The following is a 21,419-nucleotide window of genomic DNA, read 5'->3' on the forward strand; positions in this document are numbered from 1 at the left end:
TCAAACCGCGCTGAACCGCCGCCCCAACCCCCGCTCCGCAAACTGCTCAATAATGAAATCGACAAACGCCCGGGTCTTGCCCGGCAGCAGTTTGTGCTCGGCGTAATAGATGGAAATATTGCCATCATCGACATACCACTCTGGCAATACCCGTTGCAACGTCCCGGCCTCCAGATAACCCACGGCGAACGGCATGCTCACCAGCGCGATGCCCAAGCCCTGGACTGCCGTGGCGCAGGCCGCCTCGGAATCACTCATCGTCATCCGTGCCTTGAGCGTCAACGGACTGTGTTGCCGGGCGCGGCTGGTCAATTGCCAGGAGCGCACACGACCGGTTTGCGGTGATCGAATCAGGATACCGTCATGATGTTTCAGATCATCGGGCTCGACGATAGCTTCACGCTCCGCCAGATAATCGACAGACGCCACCAATACCCGATGCGCCGGCGTCAGCTTGCGCGCCACCACGCCCTGGGGCAGTTCGAATCCCCCGCCAATGGCCGCGTCGAAGCCTTGGGCGATCAGGTCGACCTGCCGGTTATCGAAATGCCAGTCCGGGTTGATGGCCGGAAACCGTCGCAGGAACTCTCCGAGCAAGGGCACGATGTACAAGCGCCCGAACACGGTGCCCATGCTGACCTTCAATGTACCGGCCGGTCGCCCTTCGGCGCTAGCCAGGTTGGCCACGGCATTCTGGATCGTGAGCAGGCTGGCGCTGACCTCGCCGAGAAATAGATGACCGGCTTCGGTCAATGTCAGGCTGCGGGTGCTGCGCTGGAACAGACGCACCCCCAATCGAGCCTCAAGCTTGGCGACGCTCTTGCCCACCGCCGCCGGGGTCAGGCTCAGGCGCCGCGCAGCTTCGGCAAAGCTGCCGACTTCGGCGCTGCGCACGAAGCATTCGATACTGCTGAAGGTTTCCATAAGCGCCACTATAAACTTCTGGTTTACACAGACTATCGCAATTACCGTCTACACAGCTTGTAATCATGAATCGATACTAGGCTCCATCAACCGAGACACCTCGCCTCGGGACTTGGAGATCGATATGACTACTCAGAACCTCAGCGGCAAAGTGGCGTTGATTCAAGGCGGTTCCCGCGGCATCGGTGCAGCCATCGTCAAACGCCTGGCCGCTGAAGGCGCGACGGTCGCCTTCACCTACGTCAGCTCCACGGCCAAGGCCGAAGAATTGCAGGACAGCATCACCGCCAATGGTGGCAAGGCTTTGGCCATCAAGGCTGACAGTGCCGACGCCGAAGCCATCCGCAACGCCGTCACCGCCACGGTCGAAGCCTTCGGTCGCCTGGACATCCTGGTCAACAACGCTGGTGTATTGGCGGTCGCACCGCTCGAAGACTTCACGCTCGAAGACTTCGACCAGACCCTGGCGATCAACGTGCGCAGTGTATTCATCGCCACCCAGGCCGCAGCCAGGCACATGACCGAAGGCGGTCGCATCATCAACATCGGCAGCACCAACGCCGAGCGCATGCCCTTCGCTGGCGGCGGGCCATACGCCATGAGCAAATCGGCACTGGTCGGCCTGACCAAAGGCCTGTCTCGCGATCTTGGCCCACGGGGCATCACCATCAACAACGTGCAACCCGGTCCCGTCGACACCGACATGAACCCGGCCAGCGGCGACTTTGCCGAAAGCCTGATTCCGTTGATGGCAGTAGGTCGCTACGGTCACGTGGAAGAAATCGCCAGTTTCGTCGCCTACCTGGTGGGCCCCGAAGCCGGCTACATCACCGGCGCCAGCCTGACCATCGACGGTGGTTTCGGCGCCTGATACCGTTCAGCCAACCGTGATCCATTGTGGGAGCGAGACCGGCTTGCCGGCGAAGACGCGCGATCAGCCAACTTTGATGTCGACTGACACTCCGTCTTCGCCGGCAAGCCGGTCTCGCTCCCACATTTGCGTCGTCAAGCCCAGTCGAGATGCGGCAATCCACAAGCACTCGGATTGAACGCCTTCAACGTACGAAGAATGCCATCGGCGTGTGCGTACTTTTCGTCGGCCATCGCCGCGTCCGGAATCGCAATCGCCGTCATCCCCGCCGCTTTCGCCGCCGTAACACCGAACGGCGAATCTTCGAACACCAGGCAGTCCCCGGGCAACACCCCCAGGCGCCGCGCAGCGGTGAGGAAAATATCCGGTGCCGGTTTGGCCGCGCCGACTTCCGGATCGTCAGCGGTGACGATGAAGTCGAACAACGCAAACCAATCTTGGTGCAAGGTGGTTTTCTGGCCAAACGACTGACGCGAAGAACTGGTGCCCACCGCGATCGGAATGTTGTTGGCCTTCAGGTGCCGAACCAGTTCCTGGGCGCCCGGCATCGCCAGCGCCGCTGGAAAACGCTCGCGCATCAGGGGTTCACGGATCTGCAGAAACTCTTCGGCAGTAATCGGCAGGTCCAGCGCCTCGACCACATACCGCGCAAGGTCACCCGCGCCACGGCCGATGATGTTCTGTTTGACGCTCCAGTCGAAGGTCCGCCCGTAACGCTCGGCAATGATGGAGGTGACTTCGGTGTAGATGCCCTCGGTGTCCAGCAGCAAGCCGTCCATATCGAAAATAACGGCCTTTATCGGGCCGAATTCATTCAGTGCAGCATTCATCGCTTCTGATCCGTTTTTAATGACATCCCGGAAAACCCGGCCCAGGCCGGATCCGCGATTGATTAAAGGGTTCAGCAGCATAACGAGCGCGGCCGCCATAGAGCAACGGCAATACGCCGCTCGATCGACTGGCGGCGAGGAAGCCGTGGACGTGTGTCAAATCGGCTCGTTGGAGCGATCGTTGCCGTCGATGTCCGGATCATCAGGCGTAGCTTCAACATCAGTGTCAGTGCGCCGCACATCATCGTTGGGCACCTGCTCCACACCGGCGTCATCAACCGGCGGGCGCTGGTCGCGTGGAAGCGGGTCAGTGGGGGAAGGCAGCGGGTATTCAGGGGTATCGTCGACGTCGGAATCTTTTGGATCAGCGTTCATAAAACACCTCTCAGGGGGCCTGGATACAGGTCCTGAAATTTCGATGACGGCACGATGGCCACGGTTCGATCAGGCGGACGATCGGTCAGCCTGGTCCCGGAGTCCGATCATTGTTCGTCTTCGTCTTCATCCTCTTCTTCATATTCAGTGTTGCCAACGTCGCCGGCGTCGTCGGCATCGTTGAGCGGCACTGTTGCGTCATCCATCAATGAGCCCGGGTCTTCATTGCCGGGATCGTTGATGAACGGGAGCCCGCTCGGGCCTTTTTCTTCCTTGCCTTCGGTTTCAGGCGTCATGGCAGTCCTCACAACATTCAGGGAGTGTATGAAGTTCGAGGCGGCCGCCAGGTAATCGTTCCGCAACGGGACCACAGATACGACAAACCCGGCACCAGGCCGGGTTTGCGCGTTATTTGCGGTCGAATCAGTGATGCTTGTTTTTGTTCTTGTGCTTGTTTTTGTGCTTGTGCTTGTGGCCGTTGCCGGAATGGGAGCTGCCGCTGTCGGTACCCAGGTTATTACCGATCGCACCACCCGCCGCACCGCCCAGGCCTGCGCCGATGGTAGAGCCGGTCGAGCCACCGAGACTGTTACCAATCACCGAGCCACCAGCCGAGCCCAAGCCACCGCCAATGGCAGCTTCGGTTCGACTGCCTTTCGGGGCGCCCACCGCACTGCCTGCCGCGCCGCCGACACCGGCACCAATCGCTGCCCCCGTGCTGCCGCCCATTTGCTGGCCGACCACGTTACCCAGCGCACCGCCAATACCACCGCCAACGGCAGCAGTGCCGTCACCGGCAGCCATTGCACCTTGAGCGACCAAAAGTCCCAGAACCACTGTGGACAATGTCAAACGCATGATATGAACCTCTAATTCCGCATCGGGGGAAGTGAACATGCTGCGGATGGGCAGGAGTCTAGCATCTGCGCCCGCTGAATCCGGCCAGCGTTGAGCGTTGGACCGCTGTCAATTCGAAGAGTGAGGGCGGGGAAACATCCGGATACTAAAAGCCCGGCATCAAGCCGGGCTTCAGGAGCGATCGCGAAGGATCAGTGACGCTTGTGGCCTTTGGCCAGGTTGCTGCCCACGCCGCCGCCCAACGCACCGCCCAGGCCCGCGCCGATGGTCGAACCGGTCTTGCCGCCCAGGCTGTTGCCGATCACCGAACCGCCCGCCGCGCCGACACCGCCACCGATGGCGGCCTTGGTACGGCTGCCTTTGCGTGCAGCAACTGCACTGCCCGCTGCGCCAGCCACACCGGCACCAATCGCTGCACCGGTACTGCCGCCCATTTTCTGACCGACCACATTACCCAGCGCGCCGCCCAAGCCGCCACCCAGCGCGGCAGTGCCGTCGCCGGCAGCCATTGCACCTTGAGCAACCAAAAGTCCCAGAACCAGAGCGGGCAGAGTCAAACGCATGACGAGAAACCTCAAAAAAAGGAAAACCGAAAGGAGAATAATTAAATGTACTTATCCAACGACGACCACAGACAAATCGCCGCAACCACACCGTTGGCGACGGTTTGACAGCGTTTTCGAGAAAGGTTTTATGACAGGCAAAAAAAAGCCCGCTGGGGAGACGGGCTGGAGTATTGCTTTCTAACGGATGAGCTGAGACTACGTCGATGGGTGTGAAAACTTTGTGAAAGATTTCGTGGGTAACACTTTCCTGCAACTCGACGCCTGAAAAACCCCGTGCGATGGCGGGGCTGGGTGCATCACTTCCTGGACGGTGTCGACACCTTGGGCAAAAATTTCGCCTTCGGTCCCGTGCGCGCCATGGATTTCATCTTGTCGTTCCGGGTCTGGTCTTCACCGAAGCCCGCCACATAATCGGTCTGCCCACATTGCACGCAGTTGTTGATCGGAAACTCTGCCCCGTCGTCTTCGATATACGGATCAGCCATAGCTACGCCCCTCTCGAAAAGCGGGATCGACACCGGCAAGCCCTTTTGCCTGAAAAAATATCGATCGCCAAGGCGTTTCAGACTAGCCGGTCATTACTGGACTTGTAGTTCAGATTAACCCGTGCCCGACGAATGGCCCCACAACTTACCTCAGCTTGACCGCCGTCCCGGTCACAAATACCACCACCATCCCGCCCTTCCCGGCCGGCATGCTGATCTCGTAATCCAGTCCCACTACCGCATCCGCCTGCAACGCCCGCGCCCGTTCCTTGAGCTCATCGGTTGCCTGAATCCGTGCTTCCTTCAAGGCTCGTTCCAATGTCTGCGAGCGCCCGCCGAAAAAATCCCGCATCCCGGCGAACAGGTCACGGACGACATTGACGCCCTGCACCGACTCGGCGCTGACGATGTCCAGGTAGGCGATGATTTGCCGGCCTTCGATGGAGTGGGTCGTGGTGGTGATCATGGAGTTTCCTTGTTCGTGGCTATTTAGTCAGGGCAACCTGGACAAATACTGAGCCATCGCTTCAAACGCCGGCAACGTCACCGGATCATTGGCCGAATTGGCGGCAACCGGATGGGACGCATAGCGAACAATCACCATTTCGGCGTTCGGGTCCACATATATACGCTGACCGTAGACTCCGCGCGCCATGAAGGCGCCGCCTTCCTTATCTGTCACCCACCACATCGAGCGGTAGCTCCAGCCCTTGAGCAAGTCATAACCGGCCTTGGCAAATGCCTGCTTGTCGCCGCCATGGCGGATGTCGTCCACCACCGCTTTGGGCACGATCTGCTGACCGTTGAACGCGCCATCATTGCGCAGCATCTCGCCAAACCGCGCCAGGTCGCGCAAGCCGGTGTTCAAGCCGCCGCCGGCAAACGGGGTGCCGATGGAGTCCACTGTGAAATAGGCATCCTGCTCAGCCCCCAGCCGACTCCAGATCCGCTCGGACAACAACTGTGCGACGTTACGACCGGTCACTCGAGCGATGACCCAGCCCAAGACGTCGGAGTTGACGGTTTTGTAGGCGAACGCGCGGCCATGCTCGCCTTGCAGCTGCACCGTCTGCAAAAACTCGTAGTAGCTGCGCGGCCCCGTGTAGTCCTTCGGCTTGGGTAAAGGGCTGCCGGCTTTGGCATGGGCCCACACTTCGGCGTTCGGATCGGCGTAATCCTCGCTGTATTTGAGCCCAGTTGTCATGTCGAGGACCTGGCGCACCGTGGCACTGCCAAACGCGGAGCTCGCCAGTTCGGGGACGTAATCGGCGACGTGCTTGGATGGGTCGATTAGCCCTTCGGCGATCAACATTGCTCCCAGCGTACCAACCACAGACTTGGTCACCGACATTGCTGCATGCTGACCTTCAGGTTTCAGCACGCCAAAGTAACGTTCGTAGACAACCTTGCCGCGATGCATCACCACAATCCCGTCGGTGTAGGTGGCCGCAAGGGATTGATCCCAGGTCATCGAGGCCTTGGCGCCGAGCGGGACGAAGCTGATGGCGTCGATGTCATTGCGCAACGCGGATTGCAAGGGAACCGGTGCGCCAAGCCCTCGCGAGACGTTGATGGTCGGCATGAGTTGGCGGAAGTTTGAAACACTCCAGCGCATCGCCGGGAACTGGAAATAGCTGCCGTCCTCGAAGCGCACGGTGCGATCGGCGGGCGGCGGGGAGCCGATCATCCAGCCGAGTTTTGCGGGGTCGCTGGCGGCGGCGTCGGGGAAGGATGTGGAGGTGGACGCGGTGGCGAGGGATGACAGGGCGCCCATCAACATAGCTGTGATGGAAACTGCCAAGTGCCGGGGGGTGATGCGAGGGCAAGACATGGTGTCGATTCCGTTCGAGGGGTTCGAGCAGTCTAACAGGCGGAGGGAGAGGCTGAAGACCGGGCTTTTAGTGGGATTGAACGGGTCATACCAACGCCAAGCGATGCAAGGTCGTCGAGCGCTTTCCAGCCTTGCTTCCCACAGGACCATCATTCGTCCTACAGAATTTTCGGAAAGCAACTTCACCGGTTAGCCTGGGTTTTCAGCAAAGCTGAAAACGGCGATTTGGGTACGTACTCGAATTGAACGGGTGCTTGATGCCGCTAAAGCACGGGACTGCAGGCAAGGCTGCTGGTTCGGTCGTTAGCCGAAAATGGCCCGATCTCGGTATTTTTACCTACAGAAAGCAAAAAGCCCCAGCGCATGGCTGAGGCTTTTTGTTCGGTATTAGTGGTGCCCAGAGACGGAATCGAACCGCCGACACGGGGATTTTCAATCCCCTGCTCTACCGACTGAGCTATCTGGGCCGCAGCAGGATTAAACGTTTTTACGGCTGGGGCGTCAAGCACGAAATCAAAAAAAACCAGTGAATACCTATACTTACGATCAGTCCCGATTACAACGATGCAAGCCAGATCTATCGACGGATCGCTGCTGGCCTACACCGCTTGGAAACTGCCGGAACAGTTAGCCTTTGGTCGCAAAGCACTGAGCCATCCAGGGTATGGGCTGGGACTTTTTCAGAAACGCAGAAACGAAAAAGCCCTGAATGATCAGGGCTTTTTCGTATATATGTGGCGGTGAAGGAGAGATTCGAATTAAACCACCTTTTCGACCAACAACCGCCGTATTACGGGGCTTTCAGCGTGCATAGTAGTACAATTGAGTAGTACAATCCGCTGTACCACTCCCCACTTCGCGGCGCTGACATGGCAGACAACCTCATCCAGAAGGCAGGCGAATCCACATGGTATGTTCGCCTGGCGGTCCCGGCAGATGTACAGCACAAGCTTGGCGCCAAGGTGTTGATCCAGTCGCTGAAAACTGGGCTGCGTAAAGTAGCCATGGATGCCCGTCTGCCCATCCTCGCTGAATGGAAAGCACTGATTGCCTCGACACGAGCTGCGAAAGCAGCGGCACGTGAGCAATGGCGTCAGGAACTCGCTGACAAGAGCCTGGCATTGGACCCGCGAGTGGATGCAAGTTTGCTACAAGCTATCAAGAACCCACCGAAAGGTCTCGGAGGTACTGAATCCGAAATCATGGCTCGAAGCGAGCAACTGGAGCACAAGAAAGCTGCACTGCGATTAGAGCTTCAGGCACTGGAGGAGGAAGGTGCGAAAGGGCTGACAGATGAAGTATTCCACCTGTTCGAAACAGACCCTCCCACATCCATGGTGGAGGCGGTACAACGCATTGCCGGTCTTACTCGGAACGTAACCGTGCAACTGGCCCAGCATCGTTATGGCCTCAGTTCCACCGAGCTAGCTGAAGCCATCACCATCACGAACGAGCCTACCAGTTACAAACCAGCCTCTCCAATCACCACAGCTCGACTGAAGACCTACCGCGAATTCAGGGAGAGTCGTGGCGGCGCCGCGAAACACGTCGATCAGCAAGTGGGCAAGATGGAACGGTTGTCGGAATTCCTGAAGAAAGAGGGACTGCCCCTCACCTTCGACACGGTAGATGCATGGCTGAAGTCGTTGGATCGCGCACCAGCGACGCTAGGTCAGTACCTCATGGCTGGCACTGCGTTCTGGAAGTGGGCAACGAAGTACGATGCCGCGTGGCGCGAAGAGTACAAGGACAAGATCAATCCATTCACAGGGCATGAGCTACCCCAGGGCGGTGGTTCCGAATTAGCGGGACAAAAGAGGGAGATGTACACACTAGATGACACCCTCAAGCTGCATCAAGCTGCCCTGGATAACAAAGACAAACCGCTTGCCGACCTCATCAAATTGGGCTGGTACACCGGGGCCAGGATCGAAGAGCTATGTCGGCTCAACAAAGACAGCGTGATCACTGTCGATGGCATCAGGTGCTTCAGCTTCCCGAAGAGTAAAAATCCATCGAGCAAGCGTGTGCTGCCGATCCATCCTAGTCTACTACCTGCTATTGATCGCCTCCTTGAAGACACCACAGACACCTTCCTCATCCCTATCAAGGCAGACGGCCCTTACGGCAAACGCTCGCATGCAGCTTCCAAGGCGTTCAGCAGATTGCGATTAGCAGCAGGATTCGGCAGGCTCCACGTCTTCCACAGCTTCCGTAACACCGTAATCACTGGGCTTGTAAGGGCAGATGTGCCAGATGCTCTAGCAAAAGAGATGGTCGGGCATAAAGAAGGCTCGGTCACGCATGACGTTTACTCGAAAGGCGCGAGCACCGCTCAGAAGCTTGCTGCGATCTCCAAGCTACCAGCGCTACCCATCTAACCCTCGCCACAGCCCGTCAGTGACTCAGTGCACAGGGCGGGCCTGGAAGGCTGCACAGGACATCTGCCAGGGTGTCCACTTCCACCGAGTACTACCGTCAGCCCGGCTGACCAGGGATTGCACGAAAGCGGTCAGCTTTGCGCAGTAACCCTAGGTAGTGGCGACACCACTTATCTTCCGGTCGAACGCATCACAATCATAATGATTCCACAATCCAGCCCTTGCCCTTGCCTTCTCTTTCTATTTCTATCTGATTAAAATCTATCTAACTAAGGTGCCAAACTGACCTATGCCACAGGTGTCAACTTGACCTACGGGCACGGGTCAAACTGAGCTACAGGCAATGCACTCACTTGAAGTAGCCAACCACAGGTCAACTTGACCTACGGACTTCCCAAACTGGATCGTTCCCGGTAGGAATATCACAGGGCAAATTGACCCTAGGCACTACCGGCGCCACTTCCCGAACTACCGGGCCAGGGGTCAAACTGACCTTAGGTGCAGGCGCAGTAAACACTATGGGTGCATAGTCCGGTATGCGTTCTTCGGGCTCATCCAGTGTAGGCACAGGGACTGGTGTGGACACAGACGCTGACTTGCACTCAGAGGCGGGAGACCACAACACAAGGTCACTGAGGATCGTGTAACTGTTGGACTGGATAAAACCCTGGCGCCGCCGCGTCTCGACGGTGATGTAACCGTGCGTCTTCAAGAGCGCCATGAACCGCTTCACAGTGGACTCACTGGTGCCGGTAGCAGCAACGATGTCCGCCTGGTTATCGAACCATTCACGGCCTTTGGATTTGAAGTGTTCGAAGCGCTGGAACATCCAAACCCACATGATCTTTTGGTCGCCAGTGAAGCTGATTTTCTCGCCGGTGTGGGCGCTGATCCAGTGCGTGGCAGCCATGATCAGATAGGTCATTTTGCAGAATTGTGCGGTCATACGTTTCTCCTTATATTGTGTGTGGGCATCTCCGAATTTGTTAAATCGTACGCATGCAAAAAACTCAGTGCCAGTTCTCCATATAGTTGCGGAGGGGCAATGAGTATTGGTGGAACATGTGGCCTAACGTGGGCCTGATCATCTCGCCATCGTAGCTCGACGTGTAGGAGAACCCCTACCGGGTGCCGCTGGGTGCATCACCTGTCGTGTCAGGACAGGAGGCGGATTATGCACATGGGATATGAGCGATGCAAGTTTTTATTGCGAAATGAGTGGAACAATCCCATATCGATCCGGGAAGGCATCTGAGAGGCCACAGGATAGGCGATAGACTCAAATCCATATCTTTCACAGGGTGTGTAGCCTATGACGCCTCAGGCGAACCTATGGAAGGCTTAGTTCTACAGCCTATGCCTCTTCAAACTGTTTATCCGCCCACCAGGGCGAACGTGTGACGTAGCGGCAAAGTGCCAACAACCACGCTAAGCTGACACGATCACACATGCTGGAGACGCGGCGATGGCAATGGAAATTCAATGCTCTGGGTGCGGCAAGAGAATACCTTTCGCTGGCGAAGTTTGCCCGTACTGCCAGCGCGACAAGTCCGACGATCAGATGAAAGAGACGGAGTTGCAGTTATCGTCTTTTATGGCTGCCATCGTGGCATTGATCGGAGGAGTCATTGTGTATCAATTCAGCACGCTCAAAGCGGCCTTGATCACTGGCGCTGTCCTGGGGGTGATCGTTCTCGTGGTGATGAACTGGGCGATTAATATGACCAAGCCGAAAACTTGACCAAGGCCGCTTTCCACAGACTCAGGGCGCACCTCCAGGCTACGATGTGACTTGATGGCAGGGAGCCACTGCGTCCGCTAACATGCTGATATCCCATCGCACCGGAACGCTACCATGAAGACGGTTATTGCTATTAGCGCCTGCTTGATGGCACTCGCAGGTTGCCAGGACTCAGAAGAGCAACGCTTGATGAAGGTGGCGAATGCTGCGAAAAAAAGCATTGCTGCACGGTACAAAGACCCAGAAGCAGTGGTCTTCAAAGACCTCAGCCTCGATTGGCAACAACAACACATCTGTGGAGAGCTGAACGCCAAGAACGGATACGGTGGGTATATCGGGTATGAAATGTTTCGAGCTGACCTAAAAGGGACCGGTGGCAGTACGGTAGTAACCAATGTTCGAACTAAAACAGAGATGCTTGAGCGATTCGAAGCAGACAGTGCGGCAGGACGACTCACAGCCTCCGATGCCGAGACAGCTCGAATAATTGCCATAGAGCTTCTGTGTATGGATGATGAGCTAATCAAGGGATCAACCAAGACATCTATTAAAATCCCTGATCCAAGTTGACAAAACCCGCTTTCCACAGAACCGCATTTCGTAGCACGGCGAATGGCTGCTGATTACGATGGAACGTGAGGTGGTTGCCGACGTACCATCGTCACTCGCACCACCATGCTAAGGATGCAGCCAAGCGCCCTCAGCCTGGACACGCCCCATCAACATATAAAAGCAAGCACAGGTGTCTACATGACCAATGATGGAAGACAGGTGATGATTCGTCTAAACGACGAGGAAAACAAATTGCTGGAAGATGCAGCTGAGATCGTAGGCAAAACAAAAACCGCTCTAGCTCGCGAAAGCGTTCAATCTGCAATCCGTGAATTTAACGAGACTGGTAAGGTGCCGGAGTGGTTGGAACGCCGGCTCGCCCCGTAATCAAGGAAGGTTGAGCCGCCGCTCTGGCAGACTCTGCACAGGGTGGGGCTCTTTCCACAGAATCCCCTTTTCGCCGCCGAAAAAGGGGTGCAACTCTTCGGACGATCCAGACTCGGGCCAGGAAAATAATGATGGACTTGTCCCTGGAAACCTCTCGGTTCTATTCCATGGGCTGAGTGCGATGAACCGGGCCTCACTGTGAAAGCTCGAAAGGGCACCAAAAATAAGTTGAGCGCCCTTCGCGATCAGTCTATGAGGCTGTTACAGACGACCAGTTCACCCAGGTATACATCCACCAAAGACAACGAAGCCCGCTCTGTGGCGGGCATTCAACGAGGCTTGCTCGACGTCAAATCACAAACTCATGGTATGTGGCGTCAACTTGATCTTGAGTGATACCGATGTACGCCATGGTGATAGCTGGGCTGCTGTGGTTCAACACCCTGCAAATCATTTCGATGGACACGCCACTGCTGTGCATCAGCCAGCCCCGAGTCTTTCGCATTGAGTGTGTGCCAAGGCTGATACCCAGCTCATCACCAACAGCCTTGAATGCTGTAGCCACGGCAATACGGCTAACAGGTTTGTCCTTCGCCCGGTTGCTCTGTACTTCAAACAGGTAGGTGTGATGAGGGTTAGCATCCCTACGCTTCTTGACGATGGCGACAGCCTTTGTGTTCAGGGTGATGTTCCGCACCTTGCCCGTCTTCGACTCCTTGATCATGACACGACCCTGCAAAGCCTCTTCGTAGGTGATCGTCAGCAGGTCGGAGATGCGGAGTGCCACTTGCAGACCGAACATCCACAGGTCGGCATATAGAGGATTGCCACGGGCATTCAATGTCAGCTTGTGGGCGACCTGGTCAACTTCTGCTGATGTCTTCACCGCTTCGACTAACTGCATGACAACCCCCGGTGTTTACTGGCTTGGCTAATTAACAAAATGTTCTCCTGGGGTGGAGATTACCCGAAAGCAGTAGGAAGTCAACAGTCATGCGGGTTGGCTAATTTACACAATCCTATTGTGTTAAGTAGGAAGTCGTCCCTCTCAGGACTGGCGTAGTCGATTGATGGCGTTCGTGATGGCCTGGGCGTTGGTGTCCAGCACCTGAAGCGAGCCCACTACGTTTTCCGCCACATGAGGCCCTCCCTGGCGAGTCGCCCAGTTGGCAAGCTCTTCCAAGGCAGCAGCGATCCCATGCTGGTTGTGCAGCAAGAGAGTCAGCACGTCGGCTGTAGCGATGTTGGCGTCTGGGTTGTTGGGCATGTCATTCGTCCTTGATGGTGGGAACGGCCATCCTAGCCCATTCCTGGGTACATGCCGACATCCGGTAGTTGACACTGATCGAGAACAGGTCATTCCTTGCAGCAATTCGACGATTACCGACGAAATATTCCATTCCCGTGCAAAATACTCAACTTCAGCACTACTAACGCACCTTGCTCCGCAACTATTCACCATGGCCTATATGGAATGCGGCTTCCAGGGACGGCACCCAGGATGGCCCCGGTTGAACGTGTGATGGTTGTTGAGGTTTCCCTGGGTTAATCGAGGTTGATTGAGGGTATTCTTCACGCCCCCTCAGAGAACGGATTCCATCGTGACCTACAAACTAATCGATATCGGCAAATTGCCAGACGAACCATTCAACTATCGTTTAATGCTCCCGCTTCCAGCCAGCACACCATTTGGGAACTTCCAGCTCAAGTGGATGGACATGATGTCCAGACTCAATGAAGTAAACCGCCAAATCATCATCAGTCATGAAACATGGGAAGCCACCATCCAGGGAGACATCGAGGACAGCATGAAAGATGTGTTCAACACGCACCGATTCTCAACCGAATACGCAGTGACTGGAATGCGAAGGGTTGCGGATGAACTTGTGGGCTTAGTCTGGTGCCTGGAGCGATTAGAAGTCACTGGCGAATACCCCAAGAAAATCAAGATGGACAGTATCGGCGAAGTAAAAGAGTCGTATAACGGGCCAAACGGCCTCATCAAGAGTCACCACGGGCTCATCAAGTTATTGAACGACCTCTCCAACACATTCAAGCACTCCTTCATTCAATCTGATCTGGCACGAGTGGGACAAGATGAGCCATTAGTGTTGGCACTGAACCTCAAGGGTGCAGACCACAGGAATGAGCCAACATTCTACACAGTGAGGATGTCAGAACTAGTTCACCACTACACTCAGTTCTTCCATGATTGTCGTGAATGGCTTGACCAACACTGTAAGACCCGAAACCAGCAACACCAATGACATGACCCTTCCAGGGCTTTCGCCCTGAGAAGGTATAACGCGCCAGGGCAACTATCAGGTAACACGAATGAAACAGGTGTAAAGGAAATGGACGTTTTTGGGGAATCACTGGGGTAAATATTTTCATCCATTCGACGAACTGCCCTATCTTTGACACGTCAATGGTCTAGCCTCAAAGCCATTGCCTGTCTTAGGACACTACTTGAGGAGCTGAATATCGACATGAAACCTTACCAGATTGTCATATTCCTCTTAGTTGTCTGTGTAGCGTGGTTTGCGTTAGTAATGGGGGTAACGGTGATCTCCACATCGAGACCTTCACGTCTACCTGTAATGCCCGCTGCTAGCGAAGAGTCGGGCAGTCATGATGACCACCGGAAACATGCCCCATGAACCTTCCGAAGTTCATCATGCTGTTGATCACGATTGCCATCGTTTGGTTACTGTTGGTCTATGGTGTCACCAAGTGGTATGAGCCGGATGAAGAGACACCGCCTACCAGTGAACGTGAAGTGTTCAAGCACACTGAGTGAATCGCCCATGGAACTACGCTCCTACACACACTCAACAAACATTAACACAATCCAGCTTCGCTGCTGGCTCTTGATCTTCTTTACAGTGCAAGACCGAATACGTGAGTATTCATGTGACCACCTATCAGCGTAGCGGAAGACTGTACACTTCAAGCGAGAGCGCAAAGACTCACATGCTGGTGATACGAATGTATCAATGTTCCAGCCACTACTTCAGGCTATCGCCTCTTCACCAGGTATACAGTCGTGAAGTGCCCTTCACTGAATCACACTTGAAAGCTGACGCTTACCGTGCAATTCCTTCGACGAAGGTCGTCAAAGTAACTCCTTTTAATAATAGGACTTTCTTGACCCCCTTGTACTTCGGGGCCTGCAGACGAATTCTCGCGTAACTTTTTTAAAATACCTACGGAAGAACTACGCGACCATGGCGAGACATTCGTCCGCATTGCCTGGGTGAAATACCCCAGTGTGCAGGCAGCCAACCGGGCGATACCACTCTTCAATGTATTTTCTGCGGCGGTAGTCATCACCTCTGAAGACCATGCGGGGATTGACGACCAACTTGATCTCCCCCGTACGAATATTGCTATTCCGTGAGGTGCTGACCCTGAGCATATTGGCGTCTATCAACACCCGTAGCTTCTTCATCAGATTCGATTCAACAGTGCATAGTGATACTGCCAAGTCCGCCTGGATCATGATGATAACGTTGCGGTAGAGAACAAGCCCATGCAGCTTCTCAAGTAAGCGTTGCTGGGGCAATGTGATACGACAGTCAATACCAGTACGACGCCACTTTCCAAAAGCATGGTCGACTTCATCACGCAACGTATGCAGCTCGTGAGCCGGTAGCTTGCGTCGATCTACGAAGCCCAGGTGATACTGGAAATCATCGACGCTTCGGCACTTGCCGAGTTCAAGCATATAATCGTAGCGGCCACTCCACGGAGACAACTTTCCATCATGGCCATGGATTTCACCAGTGTGTTTGTCGAGGATCAGTCCATCGACACTGATAAGGGCGTCAGTCTTCGTGCTATTTGCGGCTGTGTTCATGTGTAGCTCCTGGCAGGATAGCGGGATTGGATGAATGGATATTGTTGTCTCGGTTGTATTCGTTGCGGCACTCACTAGAACAGAACGGATTTACTCGCTTCTTGTAAGTAACGTGACCACAATTCCTGCACGTACATAGTTTGAGAATCATGCTGTAAGCTCCTGTGCGGCTACTGAGGCGTCTTTATTGAATGAGATGATGTAGCAGGTGACTCCATACTTACTTTCAACTGCGTGACGCCATACACGCCTTCCTGTTGACTTGGCTAACTCCTATGCCGCATGCATAGCTTCGCTTGCTGTCGTGTAGAATTGACTCATGATTACTCCTTGTTGTGTGGTGACGCTCTCTATGCGAGAGCTGCGACGGTAAACACTGCATCCAGGGGAAGTGTTGTTACACCAGCCCCAAATGCGTTCTGACGGACGATATAATCAACGCTGGTAGCCGTGACACTCAGGAAGTTGTAGTGGAATGTGTGGTCAGCAGAGATGCCTTCTAAGAGACCCAGGAGCTTCGGTGGAGCTGTTAGCAGTTGGTCGCTATAGTCGATAGTGCCTCTGGCGTAGCTCGGCCCGTACGGCTGCTCTGGAGCGCCTGCGACTGAGACAGTGATTCGGAATAGAATCGGGATACTGTCTGCATGTGTCAGTGCGTGGAAGTATCCAAGCTCTGCCGCTCCCCTTGTTCCAAACTGCGATAGTGCTGTGGTGAGGTCGTCAATACTGACGTCTGTTACTATTTCAAATGACATGTGTAATTCCTTGTGTGTGTGGGGTTATTTGGTTTGTTTGTGAACAGCTCGCTCAACTGTTCTATCGACATACGACTTCATCGATTCACGCTCATCGGCAAACTGCTGCTGTACTTCGTTGCGGTGATGTAGCACCAGTTCAGCCGCTGCCATCCTGGCATTGCTCTCTGCCACTGCGGCAAAGAACCTGGCTTCGTGATTAGATCGTTCGTAGATATATGCAAATAGGCCAACTGTGGCGAGGATTTCAAGTGTGCAGGCGATTACCACCGCCTGGATAACGGAATTCATATAACTCCTTGGTTAATCCTGGAAAGTCTGCCCTAGTGATCACCAATCCTTAGTCTATGCTGAAATATTCACTCAACTGCTGCATCTCTACCGCTAAAGCGGCCGAATGGAATTATATGGTTGAGTGGATTGCGAAGCGGACCTTCAAACCTGTACGATTGGGCTCAGGTAGCTTCTTGATAAGGAAACAGGATGAACGCTAGGATTGCACTTGCTGTTACTGCGTTGGCCAGCCTTGTGGGCTGTGTTGCCACACCCAAGCCGGAACTTGCGGAAGAGGGGTACAAGATATTTGCGGCATGGTTTGTTGGCGGGGACCGGTGTGTACTTAAAGGCAGTATCCAACCGGAACTAGTGGCCTTTGGTAAAATGGGGCTGAATCAACAGTTAAGTACGTTCTCGTACAGTCCTGAGCGGTTGAACACTGCAATCAGTAGAACTGATGCAGAGACGCCAAGTTCAGAGCCTACACAGGAAGCCTGTAATGCAATGGCATTGCGAATTGCTGAGTTAAAACAACAACAGGAAGCAAACGCTGCTAACTTCGCCATGCAACAGCAGTCAATTAATCAATCACTGGAAGTGCTACGCAGTAACACACCTACGATGACGTCCTGCAACCGCTACGGTACACAAGTCATCTGCAATACTTATTGATGGGTGCAACGGCTATAGTTATTCACTGTAGCCGTGCTCCTTGTGGTTGTGCATCTTTTGTAGGACAGCTTCAGCCCAGTTCATTTCATCATCGACGGCTTCACTCCTTACTGCTCGTTGAAGTGCGGGACGCTCCGAAACTTCTGCCAAACTGCACGTAATCGGCCAGCTCAACATTCACTGTTTGCTCAAAGACTTTCGACCCTGTACCTGCGTATCGAACCTGGAATTCTTGAAACGCTCCTTCATAACCAGCCAAGAACCTTTCAACAACTTCAGTGACAACACGACTGCCTGACACCATCAGAACTAGCCCCTGGGTCGTTTTAAACCAGGCAATCATGTGTTGATGCATACCGACGTAATCTTGAATTCTCATTTTCAAGGCTTTGCACAGTGGCTTAACTGGAATCTTGTCGCCTACCAGGGTTGCAACTGTCCTGTGTGTCCCGTGTTGCGATAGCGTGTTGATGTAATCTTGTAGACTCATTGTGTTTGTCCTCCTGGCATGTCGGTTACGTTGTATTCACTAAACTTCTGTAGAACTTGACTCTCGACGATACTGTCAGCAAATGCATGGCGACCTTTTGCATCGAGCCCATACGAACACAACACTTCACTTCGTACTTGCAACCACAGCTCTTCCAGGGTGATTGATGTCTTCTGCACTTCTATTGGGTGACTCTCCTGCACTTCCACCAACGGGCTACTGGCGTACTTGGCTTTCAAGATTTCGTAGGTGAGGTCAGTCATTAGTTTGCTCCCAACTGTGCACGTACAGCTTTCCGGGCAACACCAAGGGCTTGCTCGACTTCTTTACGAACACGATCAGCCTCAGCCTCTGCGTCTTTAGCAGCCTGCTCTTCTTTCAAACGTGCTGCGTTGGCAAGCAACAACTGCACTTCACGCTCTACGATAGCGTTGTTCTCGGCTTCAATCTCAGCGTTGTAGTCCTGGGCAACTCTCTGGTAAATCTTCTCCAGGTTGGCGTCCAACTCTGCTTGAGGACGGTAGAAGTAGATGTACATCGACTGGCCCTGGAACGGGACGATTTCCAGTTCGTGCAGAGTAAACCCTTCTGCTAGTTTCTCCTTGTACACTTTCAGAATCTCGGTTGGGTAGACAACCAAGACGGGAACGTATGCACCATCTACATGCCCGGCGATTGCACGCCCTGTCTTTGGATCAGTAAAGGCGAAGGCGTCATGTCCATGTTGGGTGGAATAGAACTTCTCACGTGCAGCTTCTTTCAATGCTTCCAGCTCGGCCTTGCTGGCTTTACGTAGAACGGTGGTTTGTGTTGTTGCGGTCATTATGTGTTTCCTCTTAGATGTATACTTGCCCGGACTTTCGGGCGTAGGTGTTCGCTGATCGAACTTGATCAGTCGTTACGATTGGTTGTTGGTGTTGCGAAGGGTGTTACCTGGCGGGATTGGGCCAATGTAGCTTAACGGCAAATAGTGGCACCTGGAGCTCTTCGCTGATCATCTCAGGCGTCATATGATGCATGTGGCGGGCGATGTACGATTTAAGATATTCAAGCGTGTCGCGTTTCTTTTGTTCATCCTTGAGCATCTGGTTGTTCCTCCCTAGCCCTGCTCAAGTAACTGTGAATGAATGCGGCATCGGCGGAATTATACGTGTGGAACGTATAGCCATGATGCTCAGGACGGCGATCAGACGCTGTGGCATCTAGAAGCTTCTGTTGTAGTTCCCTGATCGTCTCACTCTGTGCCATCACTATCGAGTTCAATACTTTACAGCTTCGATGTGAAGCTCCATCAGTCTGTCAACTTGGCTTGTCTCGTGTTGCTGTTGTACATCAGTCATTTTGTTTTTCCTCTGGTCCTGGTGGGCTGATCGTATCGAGGTTGATAAGTTTGCGTTTCTTCAACCGGTGGAATTCTTTGTTGCATGTCTGCGAACAGTACACTGCTCGCTGGGTCTTGCTCGGGAACGGCCTGTTGCAGTGATTACACAGGCGTACGACTACGGCCATAAGTTCTCCTATGGAATATGAGTGGTTGGGTATGTGGGGTGGAACGGAACTGCGAATGTAAAAAACGGGCAGGAAGATGATGGTCTTCTACCCGTCTCAAGTACATCGATGTGTGTTGCGAATTTGTTGCTGCCTGGGTCGAAAGCATTAACCCTAACGTTGGCGGCGGGAACGTTCGACGGGGATCAGTCCGTCTACCGAGTGTGTAGCCTGTGATGCCCGGTGGATCACGGGAGACCCTGTAGAGGGCGGCTGTTCGGCCTGGATGGAAACGCCAGCACCGAACGAAGAGACGAGAAATTTCCCTTATCTATTTGTTAAATTGTACCATGACATATGCATCCTGTCAACACATTCCACACCAAAGCGCAACTCTTTTTTCGCTATAAAAAGATCAACCTTCCTCTCCTATCGCCTACAACCCAGTATAACCAACGGCTACAGGGCACTCATCGCTGACTACCGTTCGTCTGATCGTACGCAAAGGGCTGCCTATGGCTGAGTGACGCTATCGGACTAGCGGCAGGTGTCTTGGGGGGTGGGTTTGAATCGAGTGCGCAGCGAGGGGATTGTAGGCGAGTGCTCAGCCTGGAGCGGATGATCCAGGGACTCTGGGGACGAGTAGTACAATTGAGTAGTACAACTGAAAAAGAAAAACCCCCGCAAACCATTGATTTGCGGGGGTTTTCAGAATGTGGCGGTGAAGGAGAGATTCGAACTCTCGATACAATTTCTTGTATACACACTTTCCAGGCGTGCTCCTTAAGCCACTCGGACACTTCACCGTATCTCTTCAAACAAGTTCTGTCTGTCGAGGCGCGCTAATGTAGTCGAAAGCTTTTCCGATGGCAAACTTTTTTTGCAGAATTTTCATGCGGTTAGCAATTTAGTCGTGGCGACGGGATTCGAGCCATGGCAAATCTGCCAATCTCCGGCTTGCCGTCCCCTTCCTTATAGAGGGCAGTACCCTGCCAGCATGGCGGGCTACGCGCGTCGGACGGGGAAAGGGTGACTGGCGGGTCAGTCATAGCGCTTTACCTGGCCTATGGCGGTGGGTAACGTCTGGCCTACTTTATTGAAAGGAATAGCGTCATGAGTGAGTTGATTTCCTACCATCTCGAAGACGGTATCGCGACCCTGACCTTGAGCAATGGCAAGGTCAATGCGATTTCGCCAGACGTGATTGCTGCATTTAATGCTGCGCTGGATCAGGCGGTGACTGATCGCGCGGTGGTGATCATTACCGGTACGCCCGGGATTCTGTCCGGCGGTTACGACTTGAAGGTGATGACGTCCGGTCCTGAAGCAGCCGTGGCGCTGGTGACGGCCGGTTCGACCCTGGCCCGTCGTCTGTTGTCGCACCCGTTCCCGGTGATCGTGGCGTGCCCTGGGCATGCCGTGGCCAAGGGGGCGTTTCTGTTGTTGTCGGCGGACTATCGCATTGGTGTCGACGGCCCGTTCAGCATTGGTCTGAACGAGGTGCAGATCGGCATGACCATGCACCACGCCGGCATCGAGATCGCCCGTGATCGTCTGCGCAAATCGGCGTTTCATCGTTCAGTGATCAATGGCGAGATGTTCAATCCGCAGAGCGCGGTGGATGCCGGTTTCCTTGATCTGGTGGTGTCGGTCGAAGAGTTGCAAGGTGCGGCGCTGGCAGCGGCGCGTCAGTTGAAGAAGATCAATATGACGGCGCACAAGAACACCAAGCTCAAAGTGCGCAAGGCGCTGTTGGAGACGCTGGATAACGCGATCATCCTGGATCAGGAGCATTTGGGTTGAGTCCAATGCTGCACTATTGAATGGCCTGACTATCGTGGCGTGATGCTGTTTATGGTGATGGCGATTTTTGTGGTTGGGTTGGGTTGGGGTACATATCCGTTTCTGCGGTAACGGCTACTTAGGGTTCCGCCCTTACGGCGGGTCACTTTGAAAAGCGCAAAGTAACCAAACGCTTTTGCCCCGCCATTCGGTGCCTCGCCTAGGCTCGGCATGCCCTCACTCCGGCATTGCTCCGGGGGCCCGCCGCCATCGGCCATCCATGGCCGGGGGCGGCT

At 54.4% G+C, this 21,419-nt stretch carries 28 protein-coding genes and 2 tRNA genes; 9 read left to right on the forward strand and 21 right to left on the reverse strand.

Going from position 1 to position 21,419, the window contains the following annotated elements; genetic code table 11:
* The gene (locus PMA3_RS20550; RefSeq protein ID WP_064678906.1) at window positions 1–924 is read right to left on the reverse strand and encodes a LysR family transcriptional regulator; all 924 of its coding nucleotides are present in this window, start codon (window positions 922–924) and stop codon (window positions 1–3) included.
* A 124-nt stretch (window positions 925–1,048) separates the two neighbouring features.
* On the opposite strand from PMA3_RS20550, the gene PMA3_RS20555 reads away from it, so the two are divergent.
* Entirely contained in the window at window positions 1,049–1,795 is a 747-nt protein-coding gene (locus PMA3_RS20555; RefSeq protein ID WP_064678907.1) for a 3-oxoacyl-ACP reductase family protein, read from the forward strand.
* A gap of 134 nt (window positions 1,796–1,929) precedes the next feature.
* Here the strand turns inward: PMA3_RS20555 and PMA3_RS20560 are convergent, their stop codons facing one another.
* From PMA3_RS20560 to PMA3_RS20600, 9 genes are all read right to left on the reverse strand, one after another.
* Window positions 1,930–2,625: an HAD-IA family hydrolase gene (locus PMA3_RS20560; protein ID WP_064678908.1), complete on the reverse strand. Its 696-nt coding sequence runs from the start codon at window positions 2,623–2,625 to the stop codon at window positions 1,930–1,932.
* Window positions 2,626–2,781: 156 nt separating this feature from the next.
* Window positions 2,782–3,000, reverse strand: coding sequence for a hypothetical protein (locus PMA3_RS20565; protein WP_064678909.1), 219 nt, complete (start codon window positions 2,998–3,000; stop codon window positions 2,782–2,784).
* A gap of 107 nt (window positions 3,001–3,107) precedes the next feature.
* Window positions 3,108–3,296, reverse strand: coding sequence for a hypothetical protein (locus tag PMA3_RS20570; RefSeq protein WP_064678910.1), 189 nt, complete (start codon window positions 3,294–3,296; stop codon window positions 3,108–3,110).
* 127 nt (window positions 3,297–3,423) lie between these two features.
* Window positions 3,424–3,858, reverse strand: coding sequence for a glycine zipper domain-containing protein (locus PMA3_RS20575; protein WP_064678911.1), 435 nt, complete (start codon window positions 3,856–3,858; stop codon window positions 3,424–3,426).
* A 191-nt stretch (window positions 3,859–4,049) separates the two neighbouring features.
* Window positions 4,050–4,421: a hypothetical protein gene (locus PMA3_RS20580; protein ID WP_064678912.1), complete on the reverse strand. Its 372-nt coding sequence runs from the start codon at window positions 4,419–4,421 to the stop codon at window positions 4,050–4,052.
* A gap of 299 nt (window positions 4,422–4,720) precedes the next feature.
* Window positions 4,721–4,909, reverse strand: coding sequence for a hypothetical protein (locus PMA3_RS20585; RefSeq protein WP_064678913.1), 189 nt, complete (start codon window positions 4,907–4,909; stop codon window positions 4,721–4,723).
* Window positions 4,910–5,054: 145 nt separating this feature from the next.
* Window positions 5,055–5,375, reverse strand: coding sequence for a YbjQ family protein (locus tag PMA3_RS20590; protein ID WP_064678914.1), 321 nt, complete (start codon window positions 5,373–5,375; stop codon window positions 5,055–5,057).
* 27 nt (window positions 5,376–5,402) lie between these two features.
* On the reverse strand, window positions 5,403–6,689 hold the full coding sequence (locus PMA3_RS20595) for a serine hydrolase domain-containing protein (protein ID WP_420848701.1): 1,287 nt from the start codon (window positions 6,687–6,689) through the stop codon (window positions 5,403–5,405).
* 442 nt (window positions 6,690–7,131) lie between these two features.
* A tRNA-Phe gene (locus PMA3_RS20600) sits at window positions 7,132–7,207 on the reverse strand.
* A gap of 402 nt (window positions 7,208–7,609) precedes the next feature.
* Between PMA3_RS20600 and PMA3_RS20605 the strand changes: the two genes are divergently transcribed.
* Window positions 7,610–9,121 carry a tyrosine-type recombinase/integrase gene (locus PMA3_RS20605; protein WP_064678916.1) on the forward strand — a complete coding sequence of 504 codons (1,512 nt, stop codon included), beginning with the start codon at window positions 7,610–7,612 and terminating at the stop codon, window positions 9,119–9,121.
* 373 nt (window positions 9,122–9,494) lie between these two features.
* Here PMA3_RS20605 and PMA3_RS20610 read toward each other — a convergent pair whose 3' ends face one another.
* Window positions 9,495–10,067, reverse strand: coding sequence for a DUF6945 domain-containing protein (locus PMA3_RS20610; protein WP_064678917.1), 573 nt, complete (start codon window positions 10,065–10,067; stop codon window positions 9,495–9,497).
* Between the two features lie 519 nt (window positions 10,068–10,586).
* Here PMA3_RS20610 and PMA3_RS20615 point away from each other — a divergent pair.
* The 3 genes from PMA3_RS20615 to PMA3_RS32550 all read left to right on the forward strand — a co-directional run bounded on the left by PMA3_RS20615 (window position 10,587) and on the right by PMA3_RS32550 (window position 11,801).
* Window positions 10,587–10,862, forward strand: a complete 276-nt coding sequence (locus PMA3_RS20615; protein ID WP_064678918.1) for a hypothetical protein — start codon at window positions 10,587–10,589, stop codon at window positions 10,860–10,862.
* 114 nt (window positions 10,863–10,976) lie between these two features.
* Complete coding sequence (locus tag PMA3_RS20620; protein WP_064678919.1) at window positions 10,977–11,432, forward strand: hypothetical protein; 456 nt, start codon at window positions 10,977–10,979, stop codon at window positions 11,430–11,432.
* A 180-nt stretch (window positions 11,433–11,612) separates the two neighbouring features.
* Complete coding sequence (locus PMA3_RS32550; protein ID WP_152032275.1) at window positions 11,613–11,801, forward strand: hypothetical protein; 189 nt, start codon at window positions 11,613–11,615, stop codon at window positions 11,799–11,801.
* 349 nt (window positions 11,802–12,150) lie between these two features.
* Here PMA3_RS32550 and PMA3_RS20625 read toward each other — a convergent pair whose 3' ends face one another.
* A complete protein-coding gene (locus PMA3_RS20625; RefSeq protein ID WP_064678920.1) occupies window positions 12,151–12,705 on the reverse strand; it encodes a tyrosine-type recombinase/integrase in 555 nt (184 codons plus the stop codon).
* 144 nt (window positions 12,706–12,849) lie between these two features.
* Window positions 12,850–13,068, reverse strand: coding sequence for a hypothetical protein (locus PMA3_RS20630; protein WP_064678921.1), 219 nt, complete (start codon window positions 13,066–13,068; stop codon window positions 12,850–12,852).
* A gap of 334 nt (window positions 13,069–13,402) precedes the next feature.
* Here PMA3_RS20630 and PMA3_RS20635 point away from each other — a divergent pair, with 334 nt between their 5' ends.
* Both PMA3_RS20635 and PMA3_RS32700 read left to right on the forward strand, forming a co-directional pair.
* On the forward strand, window positions 13,403–14,068 hold the full coding sequence (locus PMA3_RS20635) for a hypothetical protein (RefSeq protein WP_064678922.1): 666 nt from the start codon (window positions 13,403–13,405) through the stop codon (window positions 14,066–14,068).
* A 389-nt stretch (window positions 14,069–14,457) separates the two neighbouring features.
* Window positions 14,458–14,601, forward strand: coding sequence for a hypothetical protein (locus tag PMA3_RS32700; RefSeq protein ID WP_161491152.1), 144 nt, complete (start codon window positions 14,458–14,460; stop codon window positions 14,599–14,601).
* Between the two features lie 417 nt (window positions 14,602–15,018).
* Here the strand turns inward: PMA3_RS32700 and PMA3_RS20640 are convergent, their stop codons facing one another.
* The 3 genes from PMA3_RS20640 to PMA3_RS20650 all read right to left on the reverse strand — a co-directional run bounded on the left by PMA3_RS20640 (window position 15,019) and on the right by PMA3_RS20650 (window position 16,706).
* Window positions 15,019–15,660 (reverse strand): hypothetical protein, encoded by a 642-nt coding sequence (locus PMA3_RS20640; RefSeq protein WP_064678923.1) that lies wholly within the window; start codon window positions 15,658–15,660, stop codon window positions 15,019–15,021.
* 350 nt (window positions 15,661–16,010) lie between these two features.
* Window positions 16,011–16,415 (reverse strand): hypothetical protein, encoded by a 405-nt coding sequence (locus PMA3_RS20645; RefSeq protein WP_064678924.1) that lies wholly within the window; start codon window positions 16,413–16,415, stop codon window positions 16,011–16,013.
* Between the two features lie 24 nt (window positions 16,416–16,439).
* The gene (locus PMA3_RS20650; RefSeq protein WP_064678925.1) at window positions 16,440–16,706 is read right to left on the reverse strand and encodes a hypothetical protein; all 267 of its coding nucleotides are present in this window, start codon (window positions 16,704–16,706) and stop codon (window positions 16,440–16,442) included.
* Between the two features lie 192 nt (window positions 16,707–16,898).
* Here PMA3_RS20650 and PMA3_RS20655 point away from each other — a divergent pair, with 192 nt between their 5' ends.
* Window positions 16,899–17,363 (forward strand): hypothetical protein, encoded by a 465-nt coding sequence (locus PMA3_RS20655; protein ID WP_064678926.1) that lies wholly within the window; start codon window positions 16,899–16,901, stop codon window positions 17,361–17,363.
* A gap of 100 nt (window positions 17,364–17,463) precedes the next feature.
* Here PMA3_RS20655 and PMA3_RS20660 read toward each other — a convergent pair whose 3' ends face one another.
* The 5 genes from PMA3_RS20660 to PMA3_RS20675 form a co-directional block, all read right to left on the reverse strand.
* On the reverse strand, window positions 17,464–17,853 hold the full coding sequence (locus PMA3_RS20660; protein ID WP_064678927.1) for a hypothetical protein: 390 nt from the start codon (window positions 17,851–17,853) through the stop codon (window positions 17,464–17,466).
* On the reverse strand, window positions 17,850–18,116 hold the full coding sequence (locus PMA3_RS20665; RefSeq protein ID WP_064678928.1) for a hypothetical protein: 267 nt from the start codon (window positions 18,114–18,116) through the stop codon (window positions 17,850–17,852). Before PMA3_RS20665 ends, PMA3_RS20660 begins: the two co-directional genes overlap by 4 nt.
* Complete coding sequence (locus PMA3_RS20670) at window positions 18,116–18,676, reverse strand: hypothetical protein (RefSeq protein ID WP_064678929.1); 561 nt, start codon at window positions 18,674–18,676, stop codon at window positions 18,116–18,118. The genes PMA3_RS20665 and PMA3_RS20670 overlap by 1 nt, the downstream gene beginning before the upstream one ends.
* 106 nt (window positions 18,677–18,782) lie before the next feature.
* Window positions 18,783–18,938, reverse strand: a complete 156-nt coding sequence (locus PMA3_RS32705) for a hypothetical protein (RefSeq protein ID WP_161491153.1) — start codon at window positions 18,936–18,938, stop codon at window positions 18,783–18,785.
* A 1,119-nt stretch (window positions 18,939–20,057) separates the two neighbouring features.
* A tRNA-Ser gene (locus PMA3_RS20675) sits at window positions 20,058–20,147 on the reverse strand.
* A gap of 307 nt (window positions 20,148–20,454) precedes the next feature.
* Here PMA3_RS20675 and PMA3_RS20680 point away from each other — a divergent pair.
* Window positions 20,455–21,144 carry a crotonase/enoyl-CoA hydratase family protein gene (locus tag PMA3_RS20680; RefSeq protein ID WP_064678930.1) on the forward strand — a complete coding sequence of 230 codons (690 nt, stop codon included), beginning with the start codon at window positions 20,455–20,457 and terminating at the stop codon, window positions 21,142–21,144.
* Window positions 21,145–21,419 lie beyond the last annotated feature (275 nt).

It is taken from the genome of Pseudomonas silesiensis, assembly GCF_001661075.1.
GTDB lineage: Bacteria > Pseudomonadota > Gammaproteobacteria > Pseudomonadales > Pseudomonadaceae > Aquipseudomonas > Aquipseudomonas silesiensis.